Raw genomic sequence first — 19296 nt, forward strand, 5'->3', positions numbered from 1 at the left:
ACCGAACCAGCAGATCAGAGGAAGAATGATGATGAACCGTCACGAAGGAAGCGGCAGCCGCGAGGCCAAGATCCGGTATCTCGACGGCGATTTCCAGATCCTGCTGCCCGGCGGTTTCGTCACCTGCGCGGTGACCGGCAAGGTGATCCCGATCGACGAACTCAAATACTGGAGTGTCGATCGCCAGCAGCCCTATGCTGATGCCGAAGCCTCGCTCGAAGCGGAGCGCCGGGCCGGCAACCTGCCAACCCAGCACGCATAGTAACACGCTTCTGGGTCAGCTCTTAGCGGGCGTCAGGTGAGTTAGAACGCATAACCACCGGCTTTCGACCTTGCGATAGACATCAGTGATCCATTCATCGGCCTTGATCGGCTGGCCCTTGAACATACCGGTATTGCGACCTCGGCCGGTGACAACAGCGACATCGCCATAGACCTCAACCCGCACGATCTCCTTGGTCATCGTGTCGTGACTGAGCAAGCCACCGCCGATCGCCGCGAGCATGCCGTCTCTACTGACGGGCCCGACTTCGGGCGTCACCAGCACCCACTCATCAGCGATGCAATCCGCAATCTCACTGATATCGTTGGAGACCATCGCAGCATTGAAGGCGTTCTCGATCGCCACGAATTCATCAAACGAAGCCGAGCTCATCATGCTTTCTCCGTGTCGAAGCCATGTTCCGTGGCCATGTTGTTCCATTGGCGCTGCATGTCTTCAGCGCTGATATCTTTCACCTTGGTCGCAACGAACCAGCTGTAGCCGAACGGATCGGTGATCATGCCGGTGCGGTAGCCATGGAACTCGTCCTTCGGCTGGCGCAAGAGAATGGCACCGCAAGTGACGGCGTGGGCGGTGAAGCCATCGACATCATCGACATCGAGATGAAATTTCACCGACGTGCCGCCGAGCGTGTCGGGACTCAGGGCGCCAAAATCGGGATATTCGTCGCTGAGGAAGAGGCGATATCCACCGAGCGACAATTCTGCGTGGCCGACCCGACCGTCGACCGGATCGATCAGGCGAAACTCCTCCACAGCTCCGAAAGCGCGCTTATAGAATTCAATCGCCTCCGATGCGCCCTTGATGGCAAGATATGCACTCATGCTCCGCACAACCATTTGGGTCATATCAGCACCTTGAATGTTGAATATAATTACGTTACGGTACGTTTTATAATGAGTCAAGATCATTCAGAACCATCTGTTTCAAAGCCCGGCCGCCCACGAAGCGAAGTCGCACGAAAGGCGATCCTGAAGACGGCGCATGAGATGCTGATGGCCGATGGACTGGGCCGGCTGACGATCGAGGCCGTCGCCGAACGCGCACGCGTCGGCAAGCCGACAATCTATCGCTATTGGCGAAACGCCCAGGAACTCGCTATGGCCGCGCTGATGGCGGATACGCCGCTGGAGCCGGCAGTCGAAAAGGGTGGCACGGCGAAGATGCGCCTGCGGGCGCATGTTGAACAGCTCCTGGAGACCTTCACCACGATGCGAGGCCGCCAGATTGCGCATGCCATGGCGGCGGCGGACCAGGAAAGCGAGCTGGCCAAAGCCTTCCGGTCACGCGTCATCCTGCAATATCGGGAAAAGGCCCGGACGATTTTGGTCGAGGCACAGGCCAAGGGCGAAATCGCGCTGAAGGTGGATGTCGAGGTTGTGCTCGACATGCTCGATGCGCCGGTCTTCTATCGGCTGCTGGTCGGCCATCAACCCTTGTCGCCATCGTTCGGCCAGGCGATTATCGATACGTTGTGGTCCTCGCTGGCGCCGACCGACTAGGCCCGCGCCGTTTCTTGCGACTTGCCGGCCCCAACGGCAATTTCATCCATCGTTGGAGACAGGCTCGAAGCTGATATGCAGTTTGTGCCCCGTTGCGCGCGCATAGCGCTCCAGGGTTCGGGTCGAAGGTTTGACCCTACCACTTTCGAGCCTCGAAACGGCACTTTCAGTCGTGCCCATCCGGCTTGCGATTTCCGCCTGCGAAAGTCGTGAACGTGCGCGTGCCTTGATCATTTCATTGACCAAGGCAAATTCTTCCTCGAGCGCCTCGTAGGCCGCCCGATACTCGGGATCCTCGGCCATCTCCTTGGCGTGGATATCTTCCGCCTTAACCGTTCTCATTGCACTTCCTTCGCTCTTTGCCGCGCAAGTGCGATCTCCCGCGGTGGCGTTTTCTGAGTTTTCTTGATGAAAATTCTGAGTATGACAATTCGCTGTCCACTCGCAGTAACGTAGATTGCGCGAGCAATTCCGTCCTTGCCCGTAATTCTCAATTCCCAAAGCTTGTCGCCGAGCGGCTTTATCCAGTCTCGTGGTAAACTGGCAAAACCCTTCGCACCGATCGCTTCCACCATACGGAACAATCTGGCACGCATATCCGCCGGAAGCTCGGCACGCTCCTGCGCAGCGCTGGGAATATACTCGACAACCCACATAGGAACCTTAGCAAAAATGTTAAGTCGCGTCTATCTCGATGTCTAATTCCGTCCCGGATGGGTTAAGCCCGCAGCACGCGCCGCTTCCTGAATGCGGCGATTGCTTCGCGGATGATCTGGGCTGGTATCCCGGGAGACTCGAACGCCATTTCCACATCGATCACGCGCGCCTTGGCCAGCAGGGTCTGGGCCGGGCCATGATGGCCGATCAAGCGCACCGCATCCTTGGCCGTGGTGACGATCTCCAACTGCTCGGTTTCGGCCGTTGCCAAGATGTCTTCGATCTCGTCGTCGCTCAAATGATGATGATCGCCGAAGGATTGCTTGACGACAATCTCGCCGCCGCATTCCTCGACCGTGCGGTAGAACTTCTGCGGATCGGCAATACCGGCAAAGGCCAGCACCTTTTTGCCCACAACATCACCCGCGGTCCCCACGGGCTTGATCAGGCTTTCGTAGACTGCCTTGCCGGAGCGCGCCGCGATGCGGATGAAAGGATCGGCGGCTTCGCCCTTGCCGACCTTGAGGAGTGCCGTGGCATATTTGAGCTGCAGCTTGGTCGGCGCACGCACGGGCCCCGCCGGCACGATGAGGCCATTGCCGATGCCGCGAACGGTGTCGATCACCATCAACGCATAATCGAAATGCAGCTTGGCGCTCTGGAAGCCGTCATCCATGATGATGATGTCAGCGCCTTCCTTGATCAACAGTCGGGCGCCCTCGACCCGCTTGCGAGAGATCACGGTCAGTGCTTCGCGAGCAATCAACAAGGGTTCGTCGCCGACATCCCTGGCGCGATGATGATGTGGATCGACGATCGTCGTCTTGTCGATGCCGCCGCCATAGCCGCGGCTGAGAACGCCGGGCTTGAGACCCTTGGCGGCGGCCGCGCGGGCGAGCGTGATCACGGTGGGCGTCTTGCCGGCACCACCGACGGTGAAGTTTCCGACGCAGATGACCGGCACTTCGATTTCCAGCCGCTTGGCTTTCTTGAGATTGCGGCCGGCGATCGCGCCGTAGATCCATGAGGCTGGCGCCATCAGCCAGGCCCGCCAGTCCGCTTTCTTCTTCCACCAGAATGGTGGTGCGTCAGATACCATGACTCCGCCCCGCGAGATGCGGCGCCCCTTGATAGTTAGCCGTTCGTTTACGCGACAAAACGCGAAAAAACGAAACAATGCAAGGTGCTTGGCGGATTAGGGTTACTCAGGCAGCGGCAAGACTGTCGAGAAGCGCCTCAAGTTCATCAATGCTGGCGAGCACGTGATCTGCGTGCGGCGCGAGCAAGTCATGGCCGCTGGTGCCGGAGAGCACGCCAACCGCGAGCCCCGCCTTGGCATTTCGGGCCATATGCAGGTCGTGGGTATTGTCACCCACCATCGCAATCGCCGCATGCTCGAGACCGTGGCCCGTGGCAAAGCCATCGATCATGCCGCGGTCGGGCTTGACGCCATGGCCGCTGTCGTAGCCGGCGATGTAATCGAGATAGGGCATGATGCCCATGCCCTCGGCCATCCTGCGGATGGAGGCCTCGTTGTCGGAGGAGGCAATGCCGAGCACGAGTCCCCTGCCCTTAAGGCGTGAAAACAGAGCCTGAAGATCGGTAACCGCGACAGCGTCCACAGCACCTTCGGCGTAAATCTTATCGAGGTCTCGGGTCAATTCTTCGGCTGTAAAGGGGGCGCCGGCAGCGATCATCGCCTCGACAATCTCGCTGGGAGCAGCAGCGGCAAACAAACTTCCACCTTCGGTCTTGCCGGTGATCGGATCCATGCCACAGACGATCATCAGCCGATCGGCAAGCGCCTGGTCGCCACGGGCGGCATAAAGCGCCGCCTTGCGGTTGACCGGCTCCCAGCTCTTGTCGAAATCGAGCAGCGTGCCGTCCTTGTCGAACAAAATTGCGGAAATCTTCGCCATCAGTCTCAGCGTCCTGCGGCTGCGCCATTGCGCGGCATCAGCCGGGCTTTCATGGTCAGCGGGTTGATGTAGGGTTCCAGGCCGCGCAAGGTCGCGTTCAGCGCGCCGCGCATCTGGTGGACCGTTTGAAGGCCGGCGTCGATCATCTGGTGGCGGGCCGGCTCGTTGGTCATCAGGTAGTAGACGCCCTTGGCCAGCATTTCGGTATCACGCACCATGCGGGCGGAGCCGTTGCGGGCCAGCATCTGGTAGCTGTCGCGGAAATTGCCGACATGGCCGCCCGACAGGATCGCGCAGCCCATCATCGCCGGCTCCAGCGGGTTTTGCCCGCCTTCAGCTGTCAGCGAGCGACCAACGAAGGCGACCTCGGTGAGGTTGAGATAAAGACTCATTTCGCCAATCGTGTCGCCGAGATAGACATCCGTATCAGCGACGATCGTATCGTTGCGGCTGCGGCGGGCGACGTTCAGCCCTTCCTCGATCAACATCTTTTCGATGTCGTCGCCGCGCTCGGGATGCCGGGGAACGATAATGGTCAGCATGTCGAGGCGGGATTTCAGCGCGCGATGGACGAAGGCTGCCGCCTTTTCCTCGCCATCGAAGGTGGAGATCGCCGCCCATGTCTGGCGCTTGCCGATCTGCTGGTGGCAGCGCGCCAACGACAGTTGATCGGGCTCGGGCAGGCCGCTATCGGCCTTGAGATTGCCCGAGACCAGCACCGGCAGCGCGCCAAGCTCTTGGAAACGGCTGGCATCGAGTTCGGATTGGGCAATCACAAGCGCCAGATTTTCAAACAGCGTCGAGGCGATGTTCTTGACCGAAGACCAGCGGCGGAACGAGCGATCAGACATGCGGGCGTTGACGAGGATCTGCGGGATATGGCGACGGCCGAGCTCGGTGATCGTCACCGGCCAGATCTCGGATTCGGCAAACAATGCCAGATCGGGCTGCCAATACTCGAGAAAGCGGCGGACAACGGGCAAGAGATCGATCGGCACATACTGGTGGATGACATCCGCGTCGAGCCTGGAATGCGCAACCTTGGCAGACGACACGGTCCCCGTTGTCAGCAGCACCGTGATGCCTCGGCGCGAGATTTCCTTGATCAGCGGCACGACGGCATTGGTTTCGCCAACGCTGGCCGCATGGATCCATACCAGCGGCCCTTCCGGGCGGCCGGCGCTCGGATAGCCGTAGCGCTCGGATTTGCGGCTACGCTGCTCCTTGCCACGAGCCGTGCGCAACGCCATCATCGTGTTGATCGCCGGATAGGCGGCAACACCGGCCCAACGATAGGCCGAAAGTGCGAAGCGCGCGCGAAGACTGCTCATGAAATGCCTTTCTCGCCCGGATCAGGACTTGCCGCTGTCCGGATTGAGGAGCTTGTGCATGTGCACGATATAATAGCGCATATGGGCGTTGTCGACCGTCTGCTGCGCCTTGGACTTCCAGGCGATGTGGGCCGAGGCGTAATCCGGATAGATGCCGACGATGTCGAGTTCGTCGAGATTCTTGAACTCGGTGGAGCCAAGCTTGGTCAGTTCGCCACCAAAGACGAGATGTAGCAATTGTTTGGGTTTTGGGGTTTCGGTCATAGTATTTGCCTTGTAGTCCGGGAAGCGGCTCTTTCCTCATGGAATTGCGGCATTCGTAAGTTGGGGTCAATGGCCAAGTCTACGAAATCAGGTCGCCACGCCCACAAGTCCCAGATTTTCAGCCTTTGTGCGGGGGAAGCGCTGCCAAAAGCGTATCGTGCAGGTCGGCGCGGGAGGCCACGAGGGTGCCGTGTTTCGGCACAGCCAGATTGTAAAGCGGTTCGATATTGGCACGATCCGTCAGCCGACCGCCGGCGTTGGCGAGGATCAGGTGGGCTGCAGCCAGGTCCCAATCATGAGCACTCGGCTTGACGATGGTCGCGTCAAGACGGCCATCGGCAATCATCGCCAGGCGATAGGCAAGCGATGGAATACGACCGATGCGCTCCAGTGGAGCATTGGACGGCAAGCTCAGCGAATTGATGCTGTCATCGGCGCCGCTGATGCGGATGGCACCAGCCGACGGTGAGAGGACCAGCGGCTTGCCGTTCTTCTCGACCAGGCCGTCCGATGTTGCGACGTAAAGCTCATCAAGTGCAGGCGCATAGAGCACGCCCGCCACGGAACGGCCCGCCTCGGTGACGGCAACGCTGACGACCCAGGTGTCCTTGCCGGTCATGAAAGCGCGCGTGCCGTCAATCGGATCGACGATGAACACGCGGTGTGCAGAGAGCCGTGCCTTGGCGTCCTCGCTTTCTTCCGACAGCCAGCCGTAATCGGGCCGCGCGCCGCGCAGTTGCGCCTCGAGGATATCGTTGGCCGCATGGTCCGCCGCCGTGACCGGCGATGTGCCTTCGTTCTTCCACCAGATCTTCACGTCGTTCTTGAAGAACTTCATCGCCTCGCGCCCGGCCGCCAGCGCCGCATCGACCAATATAGCGATATCGGCGCTTTCGCGCGCGTCAGCGAAGGATGGGCTCAAGGTCACATTGGTCTTTCTCACCGTCCGGCGATGGTCATGTTCTCGATCATCACTGTCGGGGCGGCTGTGCCGAATTTTCGGTCGATGTCGTTGGCCGGGATCATGTTGAGGAACATGTCCTTCATGTTCGAGGCAATGGTGATTTCCGAGACCGGATAGGTCAGCTCGCCGTTCTCGATCCAATAGCCGGAAGCGCCACGCGAATATTCGCCGGTGACCACATTGGCGCCATGGCCGATCAGTTCGGTGAGATAAAAGCCGTTTTTGACAGACGCAATCATTTCTTCCGGACTTGCTTCACCCGGCTCGAGCGCCAGGTTGGTCGACGACGGCGAGACCGATGTGCCGCCGCGAACACCGCGCCCATTGGTTTTCAGGCCAAGTTCGTGGGCTGCCGAGGTTGCCAGGAACCAATGCTTGAGCACGCCGTCCTCCACCATCAGCATCGGCTGGCCCTGCACGCCTTCGCCATCGAAGGGGCGGGACGAGGAGCCCTTGTAGATCAGTGGATTGTCGCTGATCACCAGGCCGCGCCGCAGGATCTGCTCTCCCATCCGGTCCTTGAGGAAGGATGTCTTGCGGGCGATCGACGCGCCATTGATGGCGGACGCCACATGCGAGACGAGGCCGCGCGACACGCGCGGATCGTAGATCACGGTGATGCCGGTGCCGGTATCGGCCTTGCGCGGATTGAGCCGCTTGACGGCGCGCTCGGCGGCCTTGCGGCCGATTTCGTCGGACGGATCGAGATCGGCGAAATGTAGGCGGGAATCGCCTTCGTAGTCGCGCTCCATCCCCGTGCCCTCGCCGGCGATGACGCTGATCCCGCGGCCAAAGCGCGTTGCCATGTAGGAGCCGGAAAAGCCGTGCGAGGTGACCAGCACCAAGCCGCCCATGGAGGCGGACGTGCCGGCACCAGCGGAATTGGTCACGCCTTTTACCGCCAGTGCCGCGCTTTCCATTTCGAGCGCGGCATCGGTCAATTCAGCCGAAGAGACCTCTGTGGGATCGAAGAGGCCGAGATCGGGATGGTTGTGCGACAGGTCGGCGGCATCGGCGAGGCAGGCGAATGGATCTTCAGGCGAGGCCTTGGCCATCGCCACGGCGCGTTCGGCCAGCACCGTCAGGTCAAAGCCCGGATTGGCCGAGACGCTGGCGACGCGGGAGCCGACGAAGACGCGTAGCGAAAAGTCATCGCTTTCGGAGGCATCGACGCCTTCCACCTTGCCGAGGCGGACGGAGACCGAGCGCGACTTGGAACGAACGACGACGGCATCGGCAGCCGTCGCGCCCGCCTTGCGGGCGAGGTCGACAAGCTCTGATGCGCGGGAAATCAAATTCTGGGAATCAATGGGCTCAAGCATGGAAGGCCTTTCTCATGCATTTCATTTATTGTGCGCTTGCAAAATCATCAAGGGTCGCACTACTTATCTTTCTCGGCCTGCGCCAGTGCCGGAGCTCACATTACTCTGTTTTTGGGGATAACACCGCCTGATGTCCGAGCCGCATGCACTCTTCAGCGAAGCCCTGCTCCTGCTTGGGGGTGCCGTCGTGTCGGCTCCGCTGTTCAAGAGACTTGGCCTTGGCACGGTGCTTGGCTATATCGCCGCGGGCGTCGTGATCGGCCCGATCGCGCATGCGATCAGTGGTGGAGGTGAAATCCTCTCGGTCGCCGAATTGGGCGTCGTCTTCCTGCTGTTCATCATCGGTCTGGAACTGAAGCTCTCGCGGCTCTGGCAGTTGCGGAGGGATATTTTTGGTCTTGGTACGGCGCAGGTGCTGATTTCCGGCGCATTGCTGACTGCCCTTGCCTATTATTCCGGATTGCTTGATTGGCGAGGCGCGGTGGTCGCAGGCTTCGGCTTGGCCCTTTCCTCGACCGCGTTCGCGCTGCAGATCCTCGAAGATCGAGGCGACCTCAATACTCATTATGGGCAACGGTCGTTTTCGATCCTGCTGTTTCAAGATCTTGCCATCGTGCCGCTGCTGGCGCTGACTGCGTTCATCGCCCCGCAAAGCGAGCATGGTGGCTTCAGCCTTGTCAGTGCCGGCATCGCCATCGGCGCCGTGATCGGTCTCGTTCTGGTCGGGCGCTACCTGCTGACGCCGCTTTTCCAGATCATCGGCCGCACCGGCGCGCGCGAGGCGATGATCGCCGCCGCTCTTTTCGTCGTGCTGGGCGCGGCGACGGTCATGGAAATGGCTGGGCTATCGATGGCGATGGGCGCCTTCCTCGCCGGGCTAATGCTCGCCGAATCCTCCTATCGCCATGAGTTGGAAGCCGACATCGAGCCGTTCCGCGGTATCCTGCTCGGCCTGTTCTTCATGGCCGTGGGCCTATCGCTGGAATTGCAGGTGGTGCTGGACAACTGGCTGCTCATCCTGATCGCGGTGCCGTTGATCATGCTTGCCAAGACGCTGGTGATTTACCTGATCTGCCGCATTGCCGGCTCGCCACCCGTCAACGCGCTCAAGAATGCGACCCTGCTGAGCCAAGGTGGTGAATTCGGTTTCGTGCTGTTTACGGCCGCCGCCGCATCCGGCGTGTTCCCGCAGGCGACCGCCTCGCTGCTGATCGCCATCGTCACCGTCACCATGGCTCTGACGCCGCTGGTCGCGGCCATTCCCGCCTTCTTTGCAAAGCCGGAAAGTCGCGAGGAACTCGACGAGGATTTCGAGGGCGCAGGTGCCGACGTGTTCATGATCGGCTTTTCGCGCTTCGGCCAGATCGCGGCGCAGATCCTGCTGGCCGGCGGCCGCAGCGTGACGATCATCGATCAATCCGCCGATCGTATCCGCCAGGCCTCGCGCTTCGGGTTTCGTATCTATTTTGGCGATGGCACCCGCAAGGACGTGTTGGTGGCCGGTGGTATCGAGAAGGCAAAGATCATCGCGGTCTGTACTCAAAAGGTCGAGGTGACCGATCGTATCGTCGATCTCGTTCAGTCCGAATATCCGGACGCACGACTTTTCGTGCGCGCCTATGACCGCGTCCATGCCTTGGCGCTGAGAGCCAAGGGCGTCGAATATGAGCTGCGCGAAACACTGGAATCGGGGCTGCTGTTCGGCCAGAAAACGCTTGAGGGACTCGGCATTGCCGAATCCGAAGCGGCGGAGTTCACCGACGATATCCGCAAGCGGGACGAAGCACGCCTGCAGCTCCAATCCGTGGAAGGCATCAGCGCCGGCCGCGAAATGCTGTTCAACCAGCCTGTGCAGCCCGAGCCCTTGATCAAGCCGCGCCAGGAAGCCGCGGAGTAGACATCTCTTTCTTGTTCGCGCGATGGTTTTATTAAACCGAGATTAATTTTATCATGTAATTTATAAGGCAACTTGAAATGACCGCAGGAAACGGGACGCCTTACTCCCGTTCAGGCTTGGACCACCAGCTGGGGTGATCCTGTATTCGGCCTGCCGTTTCCCGCTTCAGGCCCAACCCAGCATGCAACATTCATAAGAATAGCCTATGGGCAACAGGGAGCCCCCGCGATGAGCGATGCCGCGTCATTTGACGCCATCATGCAATGCAATTTGCTTGAGGTCTTCTGCGAAGCCTTGGGCGCTGCCCTGTTTGTGACCGACAAGCGTGACGAGGTGAGTTTTGCCAGCGTCCGCCTGCAACATCTCTTCCCCATTCCCGACGAAGCCATCAAGCCCGGCAAGCGGGCACGCGACCTCTACAGTGCACTCTTCGACGCCGGCTGCCGCCTCGGCATTGCCGATGTCCAGAAGCCGTCCGTCAACCGCGACGATTGGATCGCCGAGCGGGTCGCCGTCGCCTGGAAGGAACGGGTCGACACGATCGAGCAGTGTGGTCCTGGCCGCTGGCTACGCATGGTCAGCCGCCGGTTTCCCTCGGGCCTCGGCCTGACGATCCTGCTCGATGTTTCCGAGTACAAGAAGAAGGAAATTCTCTGGCGGCAGGAGCAGGAGCGTGTGAGGCTGACCGAAGAGGTCCTCGACGCGCTGCCGGTCGCCATTGCCGTCAAGGATCGCCATCTCAATTTCGCCGCCGTCAACCAGCGCTTCTGCGCGATGCTGAACACCACGCCCGAGGCCGTGCTCGGTCGCGGCATCTGGGACCTGTTCGAACACGATCTGGCGACATCGCTCGATGCCGACGACCGCATGCTGTTTGCCAGCGGCAACGAGCGGCAGGTCGTCATGACCGTCAGTCATCCCGAAGGCGGGGTGAGGACGATCCTGCATCGCGCACGGCGGATCGGCAAACCGGGTCAACCCTACCTCGCCATGAGTTTCGAGGAAATTCCAACCGGCGGCGAGTGGGCCGGGTCAACTCCGCCTCGCGCTGACCTCGCATTGCGCGTCGGCGCCGTCGGTGAACAGGTCACGATCGAAGGCAAGGAGCCCGCTATCATCGAGCGCAAACGGATCGTCTATGTTTCGGCCACGGGGGAGATACCTGCGACTGCAAGGAAACATGACAACGCAGACACCTGTGTCGTCCGTAGCGAGGCCGAACTGTCTGCGTTTGTGCCGGCGGCGCGTGCCGCGGGGCTCGATATCGATCTCATCGTTATTACCGCAGATGCCGGCAGCGGTTTTGCAGATATCGCCGAACAGTTCGGCATCAAGCACAAGACCCTCCGCGCCGACGAAGACGCCGTCTTTTCCACAGCACCGGCGTCCCTGACCGGTGCGAGCCAGCCGCAGGTAACAGCCGGCGAAAGTGCGGCGGCTAGCCCGCCGAAAATCGAAATCCTCGTCGTGGAGGACAACCCGATCAACCAGTTGGCCGTCGAACAGATTTTCGGCAGCCTCGGCCTAGACTACGTGCTTGCGGCCAATGGCGAGGAAGGGCTTGCGCGAATTGCGGAAGTTCGTCCATCGATGATCTTTGCCGATGTCACCCTGCCAGACATGGCGTTCGATGCATTTGCCGGGCAGGTAACCGAGGCCTATCTCCGCGCGCCCAAAAAGCCTGCGATGATCGCCCTGCTCTCCAAACGCGCGATCGAGGGCGAGCAGCAGTGCGGGTCCTCAGATTTCACGGATGTGATGGTCAAGCCGCTCAGCCCTGACGCCGTGGACGCAATGATCCGCAAGCATCTGTTCGAGTTTCGCAATTTGGCGGCAGCATCCACAAAAACGGCCGCCTGAGATTGCATATTTTACGGATTTCCAGATTTTTTTGAGCCGCGCCCGGAAAAATAGGTGTTCCGGGAAAGGCAATTTTTAATACTTTCGTACCACTCTTTAAAATTGAAATGAATTGCTTGCAGGGAATTTGCAGATGACTGTCGCTGATGCGGGCATATCGCCGGCAAGCCAGAATGAACTACAGACATTGGCGTTCACCGATCCATTGACGGGGCTTGGAAATCGCTACAGATTCCGTGAAAAAGTTCGCCAGCTGATCACCGAACGTGCCGACGATCCTGCCCCTTTCACCATCTGCATCGCCAATCTCGACGGCTTCAAGCCCATCAACGACCTCTTCGGACCATCCTCCGGCGACCAGATCCTTTGTCAGGTCGCTCACCGCCTCAAGGCCTGCATCCCCGATGGCGCGACCGTGGTGCGCTATGAGGGCGATGAATTCGCATTTCTCTTCCCGCTGGTGTTCGAACGCCGCAGCGCCGAAAAGACCGGCATGATGTTGAAGGAAGTGCTCTCGGCGCCCTACGACCTCGGCGAGCGCAATGTCCGGCTTTCCGCTTCGTTCGGCTTTTCCATCCACCCGTTTGCCGGCGAAGATTTCGACGATCTCGTCAAAAGCGCCGAGACCGCGCTCTATCGTTCCAAACGTCGCGGCCGCAGCCAGATCACTGTCTATTCCACCGAAATCGCCGAACAGATGAAGCGTGCGACGCAGCTCGAACAAGCATTGCGCAACGCCATCATCGCCGATGAAGTCGACGTACATTTCCAGCCGATCGTCGACCTGATGAATGACACGGTCGTGGGCTTCGAGGCATTGGCGCGCTGGATCGACCGCGACCTCGGCTTTGTCTCGCCTTCGGTCTTCGTACCGCTGGCGGAAGAACGCGGGTTCATTGATGCGCTGTCGGAGACGCTGCTGCGCAAGGCGGCAGAAGCCGCCCTCTCCTGGCCCAAGGAACTGTTCCTGTCCTTCAACCTATCCTCGGCGCAGCTGATGGATCCGTCTACGGCCTTCAACATTCTCGCCATCATCAACCGCACCGGCCTCGACCTTCGCCGCCTTGAACTCGAAATCACCGAGACGGCGATGATGACCGACCCGGACACGGCCCACAAGATCGTCACCGAGTTGCGTGCCGCCGGCGTCCGCATCGCGCTCGACGATTTCGGCACGGGACAGTCGAGCCTTGGCCGCCTGCGCGACTTCGCCTTCGACAAGGTCAAGATCGACCGCGCCTTCGTCTCGCGCATCACCACCGACAATGCCTCGGAGCACATCGTCAAGGCGATCATCGCCATGTGCCGCGGCCTGGAACTGGAAGTGGTCGCAGAAGGTATCGAGGATTTTTCCGAAGCACTGCGCCTCAAGGCACTCGGTTGCGGCATGGGCCAGGGCTATTTCTACGGCCGCCCCGTCGATGCAGAGGCAACGCTGGATTACATCGCCCGCAAATATATCGACGGAGAGGGCGCGGAAGAGCAAACGGCGAAGAGCGCCTGATGTCACTCCAGCGAGTGTGCCAAACTTCCTCCAAAGCGTTTTACTGTTAGCTCGCCGGAATTTTCGTCAGGACCACGGCTTTTGGCCCGTGTCGTGTCAAAATGTATCACCAAGCCAAAAGCCGCCCATAATGAAGCAAATTCATCCGGCCCAAAGGCCGGCCGTGACACGTTTTTGGCACATACGTGCGCGGTAACCGTGCCTGGTAACCGTTTTATTAGCTCTTTCTTGCATTTCTCGTCCTTGCTGGCAGGATTTGGCCATGGAGATCAGGGCACCAAAATTTTCCGTCTATCAAAGCGAGCGAGCCCGCGACTGCGAGTTTGTATTCCAGGCGGCAATGCGCGACCTCGTGGTCCAGGCAGTCAGAGCCGGATGGCGAGAAGCGGAAGCAGCGATTGCAATCGCCGATGCTGCGGAGAATTACGTGATCTACCTGGCCGAAAAGCCGAAAAAGCATATCAAGGCTGCCAACAGCAATTGAGCTGGCGTTGATATTTCGGATCGCCAAGCCCAGCCATCACTCAGTCACTGCGGGTTTCAAAATCCAGCGTCACGCGACCATGGCTTCCACGCGTTGTGCGCGAACCAAAGCTCTTTTCATATCGGACCTGGCCGCTGGCTTTCACACAGGTTCCCGCACCGGCAACATGGGTGTAGCCCGTTCCGTAGGCATCGCAGACGTTGACCGTTCCGGTGCCTAGCGGGTCATCGGCCACAACAGCGTCTTCGGCACTTGCGCCGCAGAGGGCAACGAGAGCCATTACGCTGCCGAGTAAAAGACTTTTGATGTGCATGTCAGCCCTCAGGCAAAGAGAAGGTCATCAGTATTGGTCAGAATAGGGCAATCTGATGGTTGAGGAAAGGCCGATCATCATTGCCCTGCCCCTTGCTGGACGAGCCAATCGCGTACCTTCCTTGCCGGCGAACTGAGTTCGCGTGATCGCGGCCAGACGACATAGAAGGCATTGCCGGTTTCCAGCACATAATTGCCGACCGGCACCAGCGCGCCGGATCTGATCTGCGGATCGATGAGGTGCTGCCAGCCGAGTGCGATCCCCTCGCCCGCCAACGCCGCCTGGATGACCAGCACATAGTCGTTGATGACAAGCGGGCGATACGGCCGCCGATACTCGATGCCGGCACTTTCGAACCACTCCTTCCAATCGCAGGCCTCTCGCACCGGTTCCTCCAGGTGGATCAGCCGCAGATCGGTCATCTCGGAAAGCGACGGCGACGCCCTGAGCGCATCGAAGTAGGCGGGACTGGCGACAGCATTGACCACCTCCGGCGCGATGATCGCCGTATGGTATTGCGGCCAATTTGCGGGGTCACCTCCGCGGATACCGAGCGGAATCGCCTCTTCCTCCAGATCGAGATCACGCACCGACGTCTGGATGCGCAGGTCGATCTCCGGCAGGTCCTCACGCAACAGGTTGATACGTGGCAGCATCCACATCGAGGCGAAGGCCGTTGAGGCAGCCAGCGTGACGTTGGTCTCGCGGCCCTTGGCACGGATGGTTTCTGCGGATTTCTGGATCCGCGTCAGCCCCGCCGAGACATCGGCATGAAAGCGGGCGCCAGCTTCCGTCAATTCCACGGCCCGATGGCTGCGATGAAACAGCGGCACGCCGAGCTGATCCTCCATCGTCCGGATCGCATACGAAACTGCTGCTTGGGTCATGCCTAGCTCGTCGGCAGCGCGGGTGAAATTCTCATGCCGGCCAGCGGCCTCGAAGACGACGAGCGAGGATGCGGAGGGCAGCAGTCTCTTAAGGTTTTGCATAAGGAGAATTTATATCTTCTCCCCAAAAATTGGAAGGATACATCGGTGGGAAACGCCGATAATCTCCCGGTCAACAACAGGGGAGTTTATCGCCATGACGGTAGCTGAAGCGGACAAAACCATCGAGGCGGCACCAACCCGGCGCGAACGTGGCAAACGGCGCGATCCCTCCGCCAAGCCGATCGGCGTGCCTTACATTGTCCGCAACATCCCCACCTATGACATATTGGGCGAAGAAGGCTTGCAGCGGGTCGAGAAGACCGGCGAGCGGATCCTCGCCGAAATCGGCATCGAGTTCCGCGACGATCCGGCAGCGCTCGAGCTCTGGCGCAAGGCCGGCGCCAAGATCAACGGGTTGAACGTCAAGTTCGAGCCGGCTATGCTGCGCGAAATCGTCTCCTCGGCGCCCGCCTCCTTCACCCAGCATGCCCGTAACCCTGCCCGCAGCGTCGAGATCGGCGGCAAGTCGGTGATTTTCTCGCCCGCCTATGGCTCTCCTTTTGTGATGGATCTCGACAAGGGCCGCCGCTACGGCACGATCGAGGACTTCCAGAACTTCATCAAGCTGGCTTATTCAAGCCCATGGCTGCACCATTCCGGCGGCACGATCTGCGAGCCGGTCGACCTGCCTGTCAACAAGCGCCATCTCGACATGGTCTATTCCCACATAAAGTATTCCGACCGTGCCTTCATGGGCTCGGTGACGGCGGAAAATCGCGCCGACGAATCCATCGACATGGCGCGGATCGTGTTCGGCCGCGATTTCGTCGACAAGAATTGCGTCATCCTCGGCAACGTCAATGTCAACTCGCCGCTGGTCTGGGACGGCACGATGACCAAGGCAATGCGCGCCTATGCCCGCGCCAACCAGGCAGCCGTGATCGTGCCGTTCATTCTGGGCGGCGCCATGGGTCCTGTGACCAATGCCGGCGCAATCGCCCAGAGCTGGGCCGAGACTCTCGTCGGTTGTGCCCTGACGCAGCTCGAGCGCAAAGGTGCGCCGGTGATCTTCGGCAATTTCCTGTCCTCCATGTCGCTCCGGTCGGGATCGCCAACCTTCGGCACCCCCGAGCCCGCGATCGGATCGATGGTGGTGGGTCAACTGGCGCGGCGGCTCAAGCTGCCGCTCCGATGCGCGGGCAATTTCTCCAACTCCAAGCTTCCCGATGGCCAGGCGATGCAGGAAGGCGTCGTTTCGATGCTGTCGGCCGTGCATTGTGGCGCCAACTTCATCCTGCATTCAGCGGGCTTTCTCGACGGATTGCTGTCGATGTCCTACGAGAAATTCGTCATGGATGCGGATTTCTGCGGCGCGCTGCATGCCTATCTCAAGGGGGTGGAGTTCGACGACAATGCGCTGGCCTTCGACGCCTTCCAGGAGGTCGGCCCCGGCAGCCATTTCCTAGGCAGCCAGCACACATTGCGCAACTACCAGACAGCCTTCTGGGACACCGAGCTTTCCGACAACGAACCGTTCGAGAAATGGAGCGACAAAGGCGGCTCGACCGACATGGCCACCCGCGCCAACAAGAAATGGAAGCGGACGCTAGCCGAATACGAAGCGCCGCCTTTGGACATCGCCATCGACGACGAATTGCAGGACTATATGAATAGAAAGAAGAACGATGTGGCGGATGCATGGCATTGATTTGAAGTGAACTTGTGCGGGATTTACCCCTCACCAAGCGCACCCAAGTGATCGGCTACGCCTCTCACGGGCTTGCTATCCTCTCCCACAAGGGGAGAGGCAGAGTGCCACCAGCATCGCTTTCATTCGTGGCAAGCCTTACGGCAAGTCTACCTCTCCCCTTGTGGGAGAGGATACGCAGGCCGGGCGAGCGTCGCGAGCCCTTGGCCGAAGTTGGTGAGGGGTGAAATCCTCACGCATAAATGAAACTTGAGCCAAGACATGACCCAATCCAACGACCCCCTCCTGCAGCCCTACAAGCTCAAGCACCTCACGCTCAAGAACCGCATCATGTCGACGGCGCATGAGCCGGCCTATTCCGATGATGGCATGCCGAAGGACCGCTACCGGCTTTATCACCTCGAAAAGGCCAAGGGCGGCATCGCAATGACGATGACGGCCGGGTCGGCCAGCGTCGCGCCGGATTCGCCACCCGCCTTCGGCAACCTGCTGGCCTACAAGGACGAGATCGTGCCATGGCTGAAGAAGCTGACCGACGACTGTCATGAGCACGATTGCGCTGTAATGATCCAGCTCACCCATCTCGGCCGCCGCACCGGCTGGAACAAGGGTGACTGGCTGCCCGTGCTAGCCCCCTCGCCTATTCGCGAGCCCGCACACCGCGCCTTTCCAAAGGAGATCGAGGACTGGGATATCGAGCGGATCATCTCTGACTATGCCGATGCGGCCGAGCGCATGCAGGCCGCGGGTTTGGATGGCATCGAGTTCGAAGCCTACGGCCACCTGATGGACCAGTTCTGGTCGCCGGCCACCAACAAGCGTGACGACGAATTCGGCGGTTCGCTCGACAACCGGATGCGTTTTTCCAATCTGGTGGTCGATGCCGTGCGCAAGCGCGTCGGACCGGAATTCATCGTCGGCATCCGCATGGTGGCGGACGAGGATTGGGATATCGGGCTGTCGCGCGCCGAGGGCGTCGAGATCGCCAAGCGGTTTGCCAAATCGGGTAAGATCGATTTCCTCAACATCATCAAGGGCCACATCGACCACGACGCTGATTTGAACGAGGTGATCCCGATCCAGGGCATGCGCTCGGCGCCGCATCTGGACTTTGCAGGCGAAGTGCGTGCGGAGACGAAATTCCCGGTCTTCCATGCCGCACGCATCGCCGATGTCGCCACTGCCCGTCACGCAATTGCTGAGGGCAAGCTCGACATGGTGGGCATGACGCGCGCCCATATCGCAGACCCGCATATCGTCAACAAGATCAGATCGGGCCGCGAAGCCGAGATCCGTCCCTGCGTCGGCGCGACATACTGTCTGGACAGAATCTATGAAGGTGGCGAGGCGCTCTGTATTCACAATGCGGCGACCGGCCGCGAAGCGCTGATCCCGCAAGTCATTACCAGGACCGAGGGCAAGATCCGCAAGGCACTGGTGATCGGTGCCGGCCCTGCTGGACTTGAGGCCGCCCGCGTCCTCGCCTCGCGCGGCCATGCGGTCGAGGTGCTGGAAGCGATGGACGAGGCCGGCGGCCAGATACAGCTGCTGGCCCGCAACCCGCGCCGCAAGGAGATGATTGGCATCGTCGACTGGCGCGTCGAGGAACTCGCCCGGCTGGGCGTTCCTATCCACTACAACACCTATGCCGAGGAAGACGACGTGCTGTCCCGCGATGCCGATCTCGTTGTCATCGCCACCGGCGGCATGCCGCAGAACCCACCGCTATCGGAAGGCGACGGGCTCGTTGTTTCCAGCTGGGATATCATCGCCGGCACAGTGAAGCCGGAAGGGCCTGTCCTCCTGTTCGACGACAACGGCGCGCATGCTGGCATGACCGCTGCAGAACTGATCGCCAACCAGGGCATCGAACTGGAAGTCGTATCGCCGGAGCGCTTCTTTGCGCCTGAAATGGGTGGCATGAACCACGTGCCCTATGCACGGGCCTTCGCCAAGCCGAATGTACGGGTAACGATCAACACGCGGCTGCTTGCCGTGCGCCGTGACGGCAACAGCCTGGTCGCCACGCTGGGCTCCGACTACGACCGGGCATCACGGATCGAGCGGCGCGTCGCGCAGGTGGCGGTCGAACATGCCACAGAGGCCAATGACGGGCTCTACAAGGCGCTGAAGCCGCTGTCGCGTAATCTCGGCGCCTTGGATTACAAGGCCTTGATCGCACGGAAATATCCGATTGAAGACCGAAATCCGGAAGGCAAGTTCGATCTTGTGCGGATCGGTGACGCGGTGGCCAGTCGCAATATCCATGCCGGGATTTACGAAGCGCTGAGGATCTGTTCGCTGGTGTAGCGTCTATTCACACTGCTGACGATCCCTTCAACATTTCTCATGGGATTTT

The 19296-nt window shown here is 60.2% G+C and carries 20 protein-coding genes; 8 read left to right on the forward strand and 12 right to left on the reverse strand.

Annotation, left to right across the window (positions count from 1 at the left end):
* Nucleotides 1-28: 28 nt before the first annotated feature.
* Complete coding sequence (locus tag ACXHRN_RS19095) at nucleotides 29-262, forward strand: DUF2093 domain-containing protein (protein WP_488641949.1); 234 nt, start codon at nucleotides 29-31, stop codon at nucleotides 260-262.
* Nucleotides 263-277: 15 nt separating this feature from the next.
* Here the strand turns inward: ACXHRN_RS19095 and ACXHRN_RS19100 are convergent, their stop codons facing one another.
* Both ACXHRN_RS19100 and ACXHRN_RS19105 read right to left on the reverse strand, forming a co-directional pair.
* The gene (locus ACXHRN_RS19100; RefSeq protein ID WP_488637884.1) at nucleotides 278-658 is read right to left on the reverse strand and encodes a nuclear transport factor 2 family protein; all 381 of its coding nucleotides are present in this window, start codon (nucleotides 656-658) and stop codon (nucleotides 278-280) included.
* Nucleotides 655-1107: a VOC family protein gene (locus tag ACXHRN_RS19105; RefSeq protein ID WP_488637885.1), complete on the reverse strand. Its 453-nt coding sequence runs from the start codon at nucleotides 1105-1107 to the stop codon at nucleotides 655-657. Before ACXHRN_RS19105 ends, ACXHRN_RS19100 begins: the two co-directional genes overlap by 4 nt.
* Before the next feature lie 72 nt (nucleotides 1108-1179).
* Between ACXHRN_RS19105 and ACXHRN_RS19110 the strand changes: the two genes are divergently transcribed.
* The gene (locus ACXHRN_RS19110; protein WP_488637886.1) at nucleotides 1180-1785 is read left to right on the forward strand and encodes a TetR/AcrR family transcriptional regulator; all 606 of its coding nucleotides are present in this window, start codon (nucleotides 1180-1182) and stop codon (nucleotides 1783-1785) included.
* A gap of 42 nt (nucleotides 1786-1827) precedes the next feature.
* Here the strand turns inward: ACXHRN_RS19110 and ACXHRN_RS19115 are convergent, their stop codons facing one another.
* From ACXHRN_RS19115 to ACXHRN_RS19150, 8 genes are all read right to left on the reverse strand, one after another.
* Entirely contained in the window at nucleotides 1828-2127 is a 300-nt protein-coding gene (locus ACXHRN_RS19115) for a helix-turn-helix domain-containing protein (protein ID WP_488637887.1), read from the reverse strand.
* Nucleotides 2124-2441, reverse strand: coding sequence for a type II toxin-antitoxin system RelE/ParE family toxin (locus ACXHRN_RS19120; protein WP_488637888.1), 318 nt, complete (start codon nucleotides 2439-2441; stop codon nucleotides 2124-2126). The genes ACXHRN_RS19115 and ACXHRN_RS19120 overlap by 4 nt, the downstream gene beginning before the upstream one ends.
* Before the next feature lie 62 nt (nucleotides 2442-2503).
* The gene (gene lpxK / locus ACXHRN_RS19125; protein WP_488637889.1) at nucleotides 2504-3541 is read right to left on the reverse strand and encodes a tetraacyldisaccharide 4'-kinase; all 1038 of its coding nucleotides are present in this window, start codon (nucleotides 3539-3541) and stop codon (nucleotides 2504-2506) included.
* Nucleotides 3542-3647: 106 nt separating this feature from the next.
* Nucleotides 3648-4361, reverse strand: a complete 714-nt coding sequence (locus ACXHRN_RS19130; RefSeq protein ID WP_488637890.1) for an HAD family hydrolase — start codon at nucleotides 4359-4361, stop codon at nucleotides 3648-3650.
* Nucleotides 4362-4366: 5 nt separating this feature from the next.
* Nucleotides 4367-5692, reverse strand: coding sequence for a lipid IV(A) 3-deoxy-D-manno-octulosonic acid transferase (waaA, locus tag ACXHRN_RS19135; protein ID WP_488637891.1), 1326 nt, complete (start codon nucleotides 5690-5692; stop codon nucleotides 4367-4369).
* A gap of 21 nt (nucleotides 5693-5713) precedes the next feature.
* The gene (locus ACXHRN_RS19140; RefSeq protein WP_488637892.1) at nucleotides 5714-5956 is read right to left on the reverse strand and encodes a DUF4170 domain-containing protein; all 243 of its coding nucleotides are present in this window, start codon (nucleotides 5954-5956) and stop codon (nucleotides 5714-5716) included.
* A 118-nt stretch (nucleotides 5957-6074) separates the two neighbouring features.
* Entirely contained in the window at nucleotides 6075-6884 is an 810-nt protein-coding gene (locus ACXHRN_RS19145; protein WP_488637893.1) for a 3'(2'),5'-bisphosphate nucleotidase CysQ, read from the reverse strand.
* Nucleotides 6885-6895: 11 nt separating this feature from the next.
* On the reverse strand, nucleotides 6896-8242 hold the full coding sequence (locus ACXHRN_RS19150) for a TldD/PmbA family protein (RefSeq protein ID WP_488637894.1): 1347 nt from the start codon (nucleotides 8240-8242) through the stop codon (nucleotides 6896-6898).
* A gap of 130 nt (nucleotides 8243-8372) precedes the next feature.
* On the opposite strand from ACXHRN_RS19150, the gene ACXHRN_RS19155 reads away from it, so the two are divergent.
* The 4 genes from ACXHRN_RS19155 to ACXHRN_RS19170 all read left to right on the forward strand — a co-directional run bounded on the left by ACXHRN_RS19155 (nucleotide 8373) and on the right by ACXHRN_RS19170 (nucleotide 13987).
* Nucleotides 8373-10139 (forward strand): monovalent cation:proton antiporter-2 (CPA2) family protein, encoded by a 1767-nt coding sequence (locus ACXHRN_RS19155; protein WP_488637895.1) that lies wholly within the window; start codon nucleotides 8373-8375, stop codon nucleotides 10137-10139.
* Between the two features lie 228 nt (nucleotides 10140-10367).
* Nucleotides 10368-11999 carry a PAS domain-containing protein gene (locus ACXHRN_RS19160; RefSeq protein ID WP_488637896.1) on the forward strand — a complete coding sequence of 544 codons (1632 nt, stop codon included), beginning with the start codon at nucleotides 10368-10370 and terminating at the stop codon, nucleotides 11997-11999.
* A gap of 133 nt (nucleotides 12000-12132) precedes the next feature.
* Entirely contained in the window at nucleotides 12133-13503 is a 1371-nt protein-coding gene (locus tag ACXHRN_RS19165) for a putative bifunctional diguanylate cyclase/phosphodiesterase (protein ID WP_488637897.1), read from the forward strand.
* 262 nt (nucleotides 13504-13765) lie between these two features.
* On the forward strand, nucleotides 13766-13987 hold the full coding sequence (locus tag ACXHRN_RS19170; protein ID WP_488637898.1) for a hypothetical protein: 222 nt from the start codon (nucleotides 13766-13768) through the stop codon (nucleotides 13985-13987).
* Nucleotides 13988-14027: 40 nt separating this feature from the next.
* Here the strand turns inward: ACXHRN_RS19170 and ACXHRN_RS19175 are convergent, their stop codons facing one another.
* Both ACXHRN_RS19175 and ACXHRN_RS19180 read right to left on the reverse strand, forming a co-directional pair.
* On the reverse strand, nucleotides 14028-14267 hold the full coding sequence (locus tag ACXHRN_RS19175) for a porin (RefSeq protein WP_488637899.1): 240 nt from the start codon (nucleotides 14265-14267) through the stop codon (nucleotides 14028-14030).
* Nucleotides 14268-14377: 110 nt separating this feature from the next.
* Nucleotides 14378-15289, reverse strand: a complete 912-nt coding sequence (locus ACXHRN_RS19180; RefSeq protein ID WP_488637900.1) for a LysR substrate-binding domain-containing protein — start codon at nucleotides 15287-15289, stop codon at nucleotides 14378-14380.
* Nucleotides 15290-15383: 94 nt separating this feature from the next.
* Between ACXHRN_RS19180 and ACXHRN_RS19185 the strand changes: the two genes are divergently transcribed.
* Together ACXHRN_RS19185 and ACXHRN_RS19190 are read left to right on the forward strand one after the other, a co-directional pair.
* Nucleotides 15384-16937, forward strand: coding sequence for a trimethylamine methyltransferase family protein (locus ACXHRN_RS19185; protein WP_488637901.1), 1554 nt, complete (start codon nucleotides 15384-15386; stop codon nucleotides 16935-16937).
* A 261-nt stretch (nucleotides 16938-17198) separates the two neighbouring features.
* Nucleotides 17199-19247 (forward strand): oxidoreductase, encoded by a 2049-nt coding sequence (locus ACXHRN_RS19190; RefSeq protein ID WP_488637902.1) that lies wholly within the window; start codon nucleotides 17199-17201, stop codon nucleotides 19245-19247.
* Nucleotides 19248-19296: the final 49 nt, after the last annotated feature.

This window comes from Shinella sp. OV683, from assembly GCF_057787725.1.